General features: G+C 72.8%; 11 protein-coding genes. 6 read left to right on the top strand and 5 right to left on the bottom strand.

Annotation, left to right across the window (positions count from 1 at the left end):
• The first annotated feature begins 201 nt into the window (after positions 1 to 201).
• The 3 genes from KME80_RS48090 (at position 202) to KME80_RS48080 (ending at position 4,529) form a co-directional block, all read left to right on the top strand.
• A complete protein-coding gene (locus tag KME80_RS48090; protein WP_219519101.1) occupies positions 202 to 1,896 on the top strand; it encodes an enoyl-CoA hydratase-related protein in 1,695 nt (564 codons plus the stop codon).
• A gap of 16 nt (positions 1,897 to 1,912) precedes the next feature.
• Positions 1,913 to 3,442 carry a helix-turn-helix domain-containing protein gene (locus tag KME80_RS48085; RefSeq protein ID WP_308126251.1) on the top strand — a complete coding sequence of 510 codons (1,530 nt, stop codon included), beginning with the start codon at positions 1,913 to 1,915 and terminating at the stop codon, positions 3,440 to 3,442.
• 67 nt (positions 3,443 to 3,509) lie between these two features.
• Positions 3,510 to 4,529 (top strand): tyrosine-type recombinase/integrase, encoded by a 1,020-nt coding sequence (locus KME80_RS48080; protein WP_219519098.1) that lies wholly within the window; start codon positions 3,510 to 3,512, stop codon positions 4,527 to 4,529.
• Between the two features lie 19 nt (positions 4,530 to 4,548).
• Here KME80_RS48080 and KME80_RS48075 read toward each other — a convergent pair whose 3' ends face one another.
• On the bottom strand, positions 4,549 to 5,076 hold the full coding sequence (locus KME80_RS48075; protein WP_219519095.1) for a GyrI-like domain-containing protein: 528 nt from the start codon (positions 5,074 to 5,076) through the stop codon (positions 4,549 to 4,551).
• On the bottom strand, positions 5,073 to 5,918 hold the full coding sequence (locus tag KME80_RS48070; RefSeq protein ID WP_219519092.1) for a MerR family transcriptional regulator: 846 nt from the start codon (positions 5,916 to 5,918) through the stop codon (positions 5,073 to 5,075). Before KME80_RS48070 ends, KME80_RS48075 begins: the two co-directional genes overlap by 4 nt.
• A gap of 65 nt (positions 5,919 to 5,983) precedes the next feature.
• On the opposite strand from KME80_RS48070, the gene KME80_RS48065 reads away from it, so the two are divergent.
• Genes KME80_RS48065 through KME80_RS48055 form a run of 3 tightly spaced genes read left to right on the top strand, consistent with a single transcriptional unit; the run spans position 5,984 to position 7,936 of the window.
• On the top strand, positions 5,984 to 6,745 hold the full coding sequence (locus KME80_RS48065) for a MerR family transcriptional regulator (RefSeq protein WP_219519089.1): 762 nt from the start codon (positions 5,984 to 5,986) through the stop codon (positions 6,743 to 6,745).
• A gap of 40 nt (positions 6,746 to 6,785) precedes the next feature.
• Complete coding sequence (locus KME80_RS48060; protein WP_219519086.1) at positions 6,786 to 7,106, top strand: ArsR/SmtB family transcription factor; 321 nt, start codon at positions 6,786 to 6,788, stop codon at positions 7,104 to 7,106.
• Positions 7,103 to 7,936 (top strand): SRPBCC family protein, encoded by an 834-nt coding sequence (locus KME80_RS48055; protein ID WP_308126250.1) that lies wholly within the window; start codon positions 7,103 to 7,105, stop codon positions 7,934 to 7,936. The genes KME80_RS48060 and KME80_RS48055 overlap by 4 nt, the downstream gene beginning before the upstream one ends.
• 29 nt (positions 7,937 to 7,965) lie before the next feature.
• On the opposite strand, the gene KME80_RS48050 is transcribed toward KME80_RS48055, so the two are convergent.
• From KME80_RS48050 to purB, 3 genes are all read right to left on the bottom strand, one after another.
• Positions 7,966 to 9,024, bottom strand: a complete 1,059-nt coding sequence (locus KME80_RS48050; protein ID WP_246647018.1) for a DUF4037 domain-containing protein — start codon at positions 9,022 to 9,024, stop codon at positions 7,966 to 7,968.
• 103 nt (positions 9,025 to 9,127) lie between these two features.
• On the bottom strand, positions 9,128 to 9,766 hold the full coding sequence (locus tag KME80_RS52465) for a GNAT family N-acetyltransferase (RefSeq protein WP_219519082.1): 639 nt from the start codon (positions 9,764 to 9,766) through the stop codon (positions 9,128 to 9,130).
• Between the two features lie 149 nt (positions 9,767 to 9,915).
• Complete coding sequence (gene purB, locus KME80_RS48040; protein ID WP_219519078.1) at positions 9,916 to 11,346, bottom strand: adenylosuccinate lyase; 1,431 nt, start codon at positions 11,344 to 11,346, stop codon at positions 9,916 to 9,918.
• Between the last annotated feature and the right edge of the window lie 41 nt (positions 11,347 to 11,387).

Here is an 11,387-nt window from a genome sequence, read left to right as displayed (position 1 = left end):
TGGGGGGTTTCGGTCAGCGGGGGTGGGTGGGGGTTGGGCCTCCAACCGAAGAAAAATCCCGACATATGGGTAGAAATCACCTCCGCCATCGTGGTGTTCTGCTGGGATTTGTCATCATTGCTTGCCGGACCATGTCAGCATCGATGCACGAACGTCCCATATGGGGCCGCCTTAAAACGACATCGTCCGGAGGATCCCCCCTTGCGCATCCTGCTGCTGTGCTCCTCGTTCAACGGCCTGACCCAGCGTGCCTGGCTGGAGCTGCGCCGGGCCGGTCATGACGTCAGCGTGGAGCTGGCGTTGTCGCCGGAGGTGATGCTGGAGGCCGTCCAGCTGGCCAAGCCGGATCTGGTGATCTGCCCGTTCCTGAAGGAGAAGGTGCCGGCCGAGCTGTGGCGGGGGCAGCGGACGGTGATCATCCATCCGGGTCCGCCCGGGGACCGGGGGCCGTCGTCGCTGGACTGGGCGATCCTCGAGGGGGCCGCCGAGTGGGGTGTGACGGCGTTGCAGGCGGTCGAGGAGATGGACGCGGGCCCGATCTGGGCGTACCGGATGTTCCCGGTGCCGGCGGGGCCGCCGCGCAAGTCGGCGCTGTACAACGGGCCGGTGGCGGACGCGGCGGTGGAGCTGGTGCTGGAGGTGGCGGCGAAGGCGGGTGACCCGGCGTTCGTGCCGGAGCCGCTGGACTACGCGCGGCCGGAGGTCGTGGGCAGGTTGCGGCCGGCGATGCGGCGGGCGGACCGGGAGGTGTCGTGGGCGGAGCCGACGGCGGAGGTGGTGCGCCGGGTGCGGGCGGCCGACGGGTCGCCGGGCGGCCTGGCGGAGCTGTGCGGGATGCGGGTGCGGGTGTTCGACGTGTATCCGGGTCCGGCGCTGGCGGGGACTCCGGGGACGGTCGCGGGCCGGCGTGAGGGGGCGGTGCTCGTGCACACCGGCGACGGGTCGGTGTGGGTGGGGCATCTGCGCGCGGAGGAGCCGGGCGCGGTCAAGCTGCCGGCGGTGTCGGTGCTGGGTGAGCGGGTGGCGGAGGCGCAGGAGCGCCCGGGCTACAGCGAGATCACCTATGACCGGGGCGACGGGGTCGGGGTGGTGAGCTTCGACTTCTACAACGGGGCGATGTCGACCGACCAGTGCCGGCGGCTGGCGGCGGCGTTGCGGTACGCGGCGGCGCAGGACACGCGGGTGCTGGTGCTGCGTGGTGGTGAGGTGTTCTCCAACGGCATCCATCTGAACGTGATCGAGGCGGCGCCGCATCCGGAGCTGGAGGCGTGGACGAACATCAACGCGATCAACCAGGTGTGCCGTGAGCTGGTGTGGTGCACGGGCCAGCTGGTGGTGACGTCGGTGGGCGGCAACGCGGGCGCGGGCGGGGTGATGATGGGGCTGGGCGCCGACCGGGTGATCGTGCGTGAGGGGGTGGTGCTCAATCCGCATTACCGGACGATGGGGCTGTTCGGCAGCGAGTTGTGGACGTACACGCTGGTGCGGCGGGTGGGTGCGCGGGAGGCGGCGCGGCTGACGGGTGAGGCGCTGCCGATCGGGGCGCGGGAGGCGGTGGAGCTGGGGCTGGCCGACCGGGCGGTGGCGGGGTCGCGGCAGGCGTTCGAGCGGTCGGTGCTGGAGTACGCGGAGAGACTCGCGGCCGATCCCGGGTATGGACGGTTGCTGGCGGCCAAACAGGCGGCCAGGGATGCCGACGAGCGGCGCAGGCCGCTGGAGGCCTACCGGGTGGAGGAGCTGGCGGAGATGAGCCGGGACATGTTCGACGACAGGTCGGGGTTCCGGCAGGCGCGTGAGGCTTTCGTGCACAAGCGGAAGGCTGACCGCACGCCACCGCATCTGGCGGTTCATCGTGAACTGTCCGGCACGTCGCTCCCGGGGGCATCTCATATGTGAGATAGGTTGTGGGGTTGTGGCAGACGATTACCTTGTGCGGATCGGCCGGCTGATCCGGGATGCTCGCCAGCATCGTGGTTGGACACAGCTGCAGCTGGCCGATGCGCTGGCGACGAGCCAGAGCGCGGTCAACCGGATCGAGCGCGGCAACCAGAACATCAGTCTTGAGATGATCGCGCGGATCGGCGAGGCGCTCGACAGCGAGATCGTGTCGCTCGGCTACGCGGGGCCGATGCATCTGCGGGTCGTGGGCGGGCGCCGCCTGTCGGGCAGCATCGAGGTGAAGACGTCCAAGAACGCGTGCGTGGCGCTGCTGTGCGCGTCGCTGCTCAACTCGGGCCGCACCATCCTGCGCAAGGTGGCGCGGATCGAGGAGGTCTACCGGATCCTGGAGGTGCTCGCCTCGATCGGGGTGCGGGCGCGGTGGATCAACGAGGGCAGCGACCTGGAGATCGTCCCTCCGGCCCGGCTGGAGCTGGAGTCGATGGACACCGAGGCGGCGCGGCGCACGCGCAGCGTCATCATGTTCCTCGGGCCGCTCATGCACCGCACCGACCAGTTCCGCATCCCGTACGCGGGCGGCTGCGACCTGGGCACGCGCACGGTGCAGCCGCACATGTCGGCGCTGCGGCACTTCGGCCTCGACATCACCGCGACCGGCGGCTTCTACCACGCACGGGTGGACCGGGGGGTGTCGCCGTCGCGGGCGATCGTGCTGACCGAGCGCGGCGACACGGTCACGGAGAACGCGCTGCTGGCGGCGGCGCGGCACGACGGGGTGACGGTGATCCGCAACGCCTCGTCCAACTACATGGTGCAGGATCTGTGCTTCTTCCTGGAGCAGCTCGGCGTGCGGGTCGAGGGCATCGGCACGACGACGCTGACGGTGCACGGGGTCGCCTCGATCGAGCGTGACGTCGACTACTCGCCGTCGGAGGACCCGGTCGAGGCGATGAGCCTGCTGGCGGCGGCGGTGGTGACGTCGTCGGAGCTGACGATCTGCCGGGTGCCGGTGGAGTTCCTGGAGATCGAGCTGGCGGTCCTGGAGGAGATGGGGCTCGACCACGACCGGGGGGCGGAGTACCCGGCGGCCAACGGCCGCACCCGGCTGGTGGATCTGACGGTGCGGCCGTCCAAGCTCGTCTCCCCCATCGACAAGATCCACCCGATGCCTTTCCCGGGGCTGAACATCGACAACGTGCCGTTCTTCGCGGCGATCGCCGCCTCGGCGCAGGGTTCGACGCTCATCCACGACTGGGTCTACGACAACCGGGCGATCTACCTGACGGAGCTGACGCGGCTGGGCGCGTCGGTCAAGCTGCTGGACCCGCACCGGGTGCTGGTGGAGGGGCCGACGCGGTGGCGGTCGGCGGAGATGATGTGCCCGCCGGCGCTGCGGCCGGCGGTGGTGGTGCTGCTGGCGATGATGGCGGCCGAGGGCACGTCGGTGCTGCGCAACGTGTACGTGATCAACCGTGGTTACGAGGATCTGGCCGAGCGGCTGAACGCGCTGGGGGCGCGGATCGAGACGTTCCGCGACATCTGATTTCGTCGGTGGCGGCCGCTACCGTCTCTCCTTGGGTGGATCTTTCCCGAAGGGGTGAGGGGGGACGGTGCGGCCTGCGGAGCTCGACCGGGTCACGGTGGCGGAGGCGGCTGATCGCTATGTGGAGCTGGTGCGGGCGCGGACGCTGACGGGGGCGCTTTCGGCCTCGACGGCGGAGGTGTACGCGCGTGACGTGGCGACGCTGGTGGAGCTGGCCGGCGCGCGGACGGTGCTCGACGATCTGACGGGTGAGGACGTCGACGCGATCCTGCTGGCGTTCGCGCGCAAGCCTGACGGGCGGCGCAGCGCGCCGGAGCCGGGAGCCCGCCAGTCGGCCTCGTCGCAGGCGCGGTTTCGCCGGTCGGTGTCGGCGTTGTTCAAGCACGCGGCGCGGGCCGGGTGGGTGCAGCTGGATCCGATGGCGTCGGCGACGGTGACGGCGCGCGAGCGGGGCGGGCTGCGGCCCGAGCGGCGGGCATTGACGCGTGAGCAGGCGCAGGGGCTGATCGGGGCGGCGCGGGAGCTGGGCGAGGCGGCGCCCCGGCCGGGCCGGCGGCGTGATCAGCGCACGGAGGTGCGTGACGCGCTGATCGTGCTGCTGCTGACGACGCTGGGGCCACGCGTGTCGGAGCTGGTGGGCGCCAACGTGGAGGATTTCTTCACCAACGACGGGGTGCGTTACTGGCGGATCTTCGGCAAGGGCGGCCGCACCCGGGACGTGCCGCTCCCCCGTGACGTGGCGCACGTGCTGGAGGTCTATCTGGAGCGGGGGCGGCCGGAGTCGGCCGACAAGGCGCTGCTGCTGTCGTGGCGGGGGCGGCGGCTGGCGCGTGGCGACGTGCAGGCGGTGATCGACCGGGTGCGCCGGCAGGTCGACCCGGACCGGGCGCGGTCGGTGACGCCGCACGGGCTGCGGCACACCACGGCGACGCATCTGCTGGCCGACGCGGTCGACATGGACGCGGTGCGGCGGGTGCTGGGGCACAGTGACCTGTCCACGCTGGGCCGCTACCGTGACGAGCTGCCGGGCGAGCTGGAGGTGGCGATGCGCGCCCACCCGCTGCTGCGCGAGCCCCGCGAGCGGTGAGGCCCGCGGGGCGCTTCCGTCACAGGGGGCTGTCCTTGCGGACCGGCTGGCGCAGCAGGGTGCGGGGCCGGGGGTCGTCCAGCGGCGTCAGGTAGATCTCGTGGTGGGGGCCGTTGGGCACCAGGTGGTGGGCGGTCATGTAGGCGTCCATGACGGCCAGCGTGCGGTGCTCCTCGCTGAAGGGGCCCTCGTGCGTCAGCTGCACGCACTCCCCCTCGGTGTGCACGCTCACGCGCACCCGGTCGACGGCGGCGCCGGAGGGGCGGGCCTGTTCGCGGGCGCTCTCCAGCAGTCCCGGCTCCGGCATGCCGGGCAGGGGCAGCAGCAGGTGCCAGCGCCACAGTTCGCGCGGCACCTGCAGCGGTGGCCGTTCGTCCTCGGCCCACCACAGTCCTTCCAGCGGGCCGGCGGGGCCGCCCAGGCCGGCGGCGACCGCGTACAGGGCGCCGATCGCGGTGGTGTGCTCGCTGCCGCCGGGCTCGCCGAGCCCGGTGACGCTCAGGCAGACGAGCGGGCCGAGGGTGACGCGTTCGGGGGTGTCGTTCATCGTTCCTCCTGCAGGGCGATCATCAGATGGGTGACGAGCCGCTCCGGCGGCGTCACCGCCGGGTCGGAGACGTACACTTCGCGGATCGGGCCGCGGGCCCGCAGGCGCCGTTCGGCGCACCAGGCGAGCACGGCGTGCGCGGTGAGGGCGATCTGCCCGTACGGGCCGACGTGGGTGGCCATGGCGAACGTGCCGCCGGGCAGCACCTCGGTGCGCACTCCGGCGGGGGGTTCCTCCCAGGGGTCGCCGGGGTCCAGGACGAGCGCGACGGCCACGTCGACGACGTCGCCGAGGTCGGCGGGGAACAGGCCGATCAGCCGCACCTGCCCACCACCTGGCCCGCCGCCTGGCCCACCGGACGGGCCGCTCGCGTGGCGGGCGGCCATGAGGCGGGCGACCGCGGCCGAGGTGGCGGCGCCGATGCCCTCAGGGCCGGCGGCGGGCTCGCGCACCACGGCGGCCCGGTGCGCGGGCTCCTCGACGACCCGCACCGGCGGCTCGGGCAGCCCTTCGGCCATGACGCGTTCCAGCGCCGCCAGGGCCTGGCGTCTGCGGGCCAGCTCGCTCTCCAGGGCGTCCCGTACCGACTCCAGCGCGCCGGGCCGGCCGGCCAGCACCTCGCCCACGGCGGGCAGCGGCACGTCGAGCGAGCGCAGCAGCCCGATCGACAGCGCGGTGCGCGCCTGCGACGGCCGGTAGTAGCGGTAGCCGGTGTCGCCGTCCACGTATGCCGGCTCCAGCAGGCCCAGCTCGTCGTAGTGCCGCAGTTGCTTGACGCTCAGGCGGCTGAGCCGGGCGAACTGCCCGATCGGCAGCAGGTCCTCGTCCACGTCCCCCAGCATGGACTCTCCGGCGGGGGGAGAGTCCACTTGCCTCTCACGCCACGTGAGGGTTCATGCTGGAGGGCATGAGTCTGTCTGTCGGCCAGGTGTCCCGGCTCGCGGGGGTGACCGTGCGCACCCTGCACCACTACGACGAGATCGGGCTGTTGTGCCCGGGTGAGCGCACGGCGGCGGGCTACCGGCGCTACACCGACGACGACCTGGTGCGGCTGCAGCAGGTGCTGCTCTACCGGGAGCTGGGCTTCCCGCTGGAGGAGATCGCCGTCATCCTCGACGATCCGCAGGTGGACGAGGTGACGCAGTTGCGCCGCCAGCACGAGCTGCTGTCGCGCAAGTCGGAGCGGCTGCGGGAGGTGATCGCGGCGGTGGAGCGGGCGATCGAGGCGCGTTCCCTCGGGATCGCGCTGACGCCGCGGGAGCGGCTGGAGGTGTTCGGCCGGTTCCGGCCGGAGGACCATGAGGCGGAGGTGGAGCGGCGCTGGGGCGGCACCGACGCCTACGCCGAGAGCCGCCGCCGCGTGGCCTCCTACACCAAGGGCGACTGGGTGGAGCTGAAGGCGGAGGCGGAGGCGATCGGCGCGGAGCTGGCGGCGGCGTTCACCGGCGGGCTGCCGGCGGGCGGGGTGCGGGCGATGGATCTGGCCGAGCGGCATCGGCTGCACATCTGCCGGTGGTTCTACACGTGCACGTACGACATCCACCGGTGCCTGGGTGAGCTGTACGTGTCGGATCCGCGGTTCACGGCGGCCTACGACGAGGTGACGCCGGGGCTGGCGGGGTACGTGCGGGAGGCGATCGCGGCGAACGCGGACCGGCACTCCCCCTGATACATTCCCATCCCGGTATATAACCGGTAGAGTATGAAGCATGCGTTTCGACGTTCTGGCGGAACCGGCCCGGCGGCAGATCCTCGACCTGCTGCTGGAGCGCCCGCGCCTGGTCGGCGAGCTCACCCAGCGCCTCGGCCTCACCCAGCCCGGCACCTCCAAGCACCTGCGCGCCCTGCGCCAGGCCGGCCTCGTCACCGTCCGCAAGGACGCCCAGCGCCGCTGGTACGAGCTGCGCCCCCAGCCACTGGCCGAGATCGACGCCTGGCTCACCCCCTACCGGCGGCTGTGGGCCGGCAGCCTCGACCGGCTCGAACACCACCTGGACACCATGCCCGACGACCCTCCGGAGGAGCCGTGAACGAGCACCTGACCACCCGCCCCGACGGCCGCACCGAACTGCGCATGCAACGCCGCCTGCCCCACCCCCCCGCCAAGGTGTGGCGCGCCATCACCGAGCCCGCCCACCTGCGGCACTGGTTCCCGGCCGAGATGAGCATCGACGGCGACCGCGTCAGCTACGGCTTCGGCCCCGACGGCCGCGTCGTCGAGCTGCGCCCGCCCCACGTGTTCGCCCACACCTGGGGGGAGGACGAGCTGCGCTGGGAGATCCACCCCGACGGCGACGGCTGCGTCCTGGAACTCACCCACACCTTCGGCGACCGCTTCGGCGCCGCGAGCTTCGCCTCCGGCTGGCACACCTGCGCCGCCGCGCTCGCCGCCCACCTCGACGGCCGCCCCTTCACCCCGCCCGCCCCCGGCCGCCTGCACGAGGACTACGTCGCCATCCTCGGCCTCGTCCCCGGCACCGTGGAAGAGACCGGCGACGGCGGCGCCGTCCTGCGGATCGAACGCCAGCTCACCCGCCCGGCCGCCGACGTGTGGGCCGCCCTCGACGGCGGCCGGGCCACCCCCGGCGCGCCGCCGCCCGCCCCGTTCACCGCCGGCGGCGTCCCCGCCGGCCCCGTCACCCGCGTCGAGCCCGGCAAACTCCTCGAATACGAGCTCGAGCACGACAGCGAGAGCGAGTACGAGAGCGCCGGCGGCGTCATCCGCTGGGAACTGGCCGAAGGCACCGGCCACGGCGCCCGCCTCGTCCTCACCGGCACCGGCCAGGCCGCCGCCCTGCGCGCCACGCTGCCCGCCTGGCGCGCCCGCACCGAGGAGCTCGCCGCCACCCTCGCCCCCTGACCGGCGCACCGGACAGGGCTACGGGAGCCTCAGGCGCCCAGGCCGAGCGCGGCCGCCGTCACCGCCCGCGCCCGCGCCGGCGCCATCAGCAGATCCGTCGAATCCGACAACTGGTCGACGCACCCCGTCAAGGGCAGCGCCCTGACCGCCGGATCGGCCACCTGACCCAGCAGCGCCTCGGCGAACCGGTCACCCCCGATCACCTCGAACGGCCGATCATGGAAGGCCCGCACCCGCTCGTCCAGCCGCACCGCCAGCCCCGCCCGGTTCTGCAGCGCCGCCAGCCGCGAATACGCCGACGACAGGCCCTCCTGCCGCTCCCGCCACGACCGCGCCGCCAGCGCCGCCCCCAGCGACTCGCCCAGCTCCACCGACCCGGGCAGCCGCGCCAGGGCGCTGCCGAGCCATTTGGCGTACGGGGGATAGCGGCGGCGCAGCAGCAGCGCCAGCCGCATCACCTCCCGCGCCAGCCGCGCCCCCACGACCGCCGACCCCAGCTCGTCGCCGACCTCGCCGCACCGGCCGGGGAACGCCTCCTCCTGCGCGATGCGCCGCCACTGGCAGGCCAGCACGTAGCGCCACACGTCACGCGGATACCAGCGCAGCGTCCGCCGCACCGCCTCCAGCCCGCCTTCATCCGGCCGCCCGCCATCCGGCCGCCCGCCATCCGGCCCGCCGGAGGGCAGGCCGTCGTGGAACACCTCACCGCACGTCACCTCCGCCAGCCGCTGCCACGGCACAGACAGCCAGTCCAGCACCGACACCCCGCCACGCGGATCGAACCCGAGCTGCCCCCGCAGCCACTCCCCCAGATCCGCCACCACCACCCCCGGCCGCACCTCACCGTGATAGTCGAACACCGTGGGAAACCCGCCGAAACACTCCGGCAGCCGGCGCGTCACCGCCGCCTCCACCTCACCCACCAGCCCCTCGGGCACGAACACCAGCACCCGAGGCCCCCAATCATGATCAGCCGAACGGCCCGTGTCGAAGGCCAGCACCTCCGACCCGGGCCCCACCAGCGCCGCACTGTGCCGCACACCCGCCAGCAGCGGCGCCACCGCCTCCCGATAGAAGGCACGGGACAATTCGATACCAGGCACAAAATCGGTCATCACGCGTCCACTGTGCCTGACGCCACCCGCAACCTCACCCGAATTAATTTTCGACCCGGACCGCACCCCGGAGGGTTCAGGCAGCCACGTGGGCGGCCAGCACCGGGCGGCGCACGTACCCGATCCGCCCGTACACCGACAGAGCCGCCGCGTTGTCGTCGTCCACCATCAGCGCCGCCCGCCCGTGCTCGGCCACCAGCTCCCGCGACACCCACCGGCACACCCGCTCGGCCAGCCCCCGCCCGCGCCGGCTCGCCACCGTCGCCACCCCCGCCAGCAGCCCCACCGACGGCGCCGACCACGCATCGGCCGCCACCGCCGCCAGCTCCCCGCCGATCCGCACCCCCGCCCACCGCCGCACCCCGGCCACACCCGGCACCGCGTACGAGTCGGGCGCGTGCCCGGCCAGCAGCGCCGCCACCTCACCCTCCGCCGCGCCCCCCAGCCAGCCCACCTCCGGGCCACCCGCGTCGTCGTACGGGACCGGGCCGCCGGGCAGGCTCATCCACGAGAACGCCCCCGACACCTCCACCCCGTCCAGCTCCGCCACCACCCGCGACACCAGTTCCCGCTCACCCAGCGGACGATAGGACGGCCCCAGCTCGGCCAGCGCGAACCGCACCAGCCGCACAGCCGTCACCGAAGACGCCGGCCCCGGACCGGCCCACACCACCAGCCGGTCCCGCCGCGAGATCGCCGGAGCCGACGCCACCACCGCATCACCCAGAGCCCACGCCCGAGCCCCGCCCTCCAGCCGCTGAGCCGCCCACACCAGCAGATCGTCATCCCCGCACGCCGCACGCACCTCAGCCGGCGACCCAAGCTCCCGCACACCCCCGCGCACGAAAGCCGGCGACACCGACGTCACAGGATCGCGCCCGGCCGATAAGCCGCCGCCTCCGGACGAGCCGCCACCACCTCACCCACCTGCCGCACCACCGACGCCACCTGACCCGCCGCCGCCCCCGTGAACGACACCCGATCCGCCAGCAACCCCTCCAGCGCCGCCCGATCCAACGGGAACCGCTCATCAGCCCCCAGCCGATCCAGCAGCTCATTGGCCGCCCCCCGCGACCGCATCGCCAGCGCCGACGCCACCGCATGCTCCTTGATCAGCTCATGCGCCTGCTCACGCCCCACCCCCGCACGCACCGCCGCCATCAGCATCTTCGTCGTCGCCAGGAACGGCAGATACCGATCCAGCTCCGCCGACACCACCGCCGGGAACGCGCCGAACTCCTCCAGCACCGTCAACATCGTCTCCACCAGCCCGTCGAAGGCGAAGAACGCATCCGGCAACGCCACCCGGCGCACCACCGAACACGACACGTCCCCCTCGTTCCACTGGTCACCCGCCAGCTCACCCACCATCGAGGCGTAACCCCGCAACACCACCGTCAGCCCGTTCACCCGCTCACACGAGCGCGTGTTCATCTTGTGTGGCATCGCCGAGGAGCCCACCTGCCCCTCCTTGAACCCCTCCGTCACCAGCTCGTGCCCGGCCATCAACCGGATCGTCTTGGCCAGCGACGACGGCGCCGCCGCCAGCTGCACCAGCGCCGTCACCACCTCGAAGTCCAGCGACCGCGGATAGACCTGCCCCACACTCGTGAACCGGTGCGCGAACCCCAGATGAGCCGCCACCCGGCCCTCCAGCTCCGCCAGCGCCCCCTCGTCACCGCCCAGCAGATCCAGCATGTCCTGAGCCGTCCCCACCGGCCCCTTGATCCCCCGCAACGGATAACGCGCCAGCAGCTCCTCCAGCCGCCGATACGCCACCAGCAGCTCATCGGCCGCCGACGCGAACCGCTTGCCCAGCGTCGTCGCCTGCGCCGCCACATTGTGCGAACGCCCCGCCATCACCGTCGCCTCATGCCCGGCCGCCAGCTCCGCCAGCCGCGCCAGCAACGCCACCACCCGATCACGCACCAGCAGCAGGCTGTCGCGCACCTGCAACTGCTCCACGTTCTCCGTCAGATCACGCGACGTCATGCCCTTGTGCACCTGCTCGTGCCCGGCCAGCGCGTTGAACTCCTCGATCCGCGCCTTCACATCGTGGCGCGTCACCCGCTCCCGCGCCGCGATCGACTCCAGATCCACCCGCTCGACGACCTTCTCGTAATCATCGAGCGCCCCCTCCGGAACCGCCACCCCCAGCTCCGCCTGAGCCCGCAGCACCGCCAGCCACAGCCGCCGCTCCGCCACCACCTTGTACTCGGGAGACCACAGGCGCGCCAGCTCCGGCGAAGCGTAACGAGCGGCGAGAACATCAGGGATACGAGGCTTCGAAGTCACGTTGGACAAGTGTATTCACCACCCCCCGCCCCGCACCCCAC

The organism is Nonomuraea ceibae (genome assembly GCF_019396325.1).
GTDB classification, from domain to species: Bacteria; Actinomycetota; Actinomycetes; order Streptosporangiales; family Streptosporangiaceae; genus Nonomuraea; species Nonomuraea ceibae.
The sequence above is the reverse complement of the archived record's forward strand: the minus strand, read 5'-3'. Positions and strand labels throughout refer to the sequence as shown.

Bases quoted from the DNA above. Each gene is read 5' to 3' on its own strand.
- KME80_RS48075 (WP_219519095.1), bottom strand. From the start codon at position 5,076: ATGAACGACACCCCCGAACGCGTCACCCTCGGCCCGCTCGTCTGCCTG.
- KME80_RS48070 (WP_219519092.1), bottom strand. From the start codon at position 5,918: ATGCTGGGGGACGTGGACGAGGACCTGCTGCCGATCGGGCAGTTCGCC.
- KME80_RS48065 (WP_219519089.1), top strand. From the start codon at position 5,984: ATGAGTCTGTCTGTCGGCCAGGTGTCCCGGCTCGCGGGGGTGACCGTG.
- KME80_RS48060 (WP_219519086.1), top strand. From the start codon at position 6,786: ATGCGTTTCGACGTTCTGGCGGAACCGGCCCGGCGGCAGATCCTCGAC.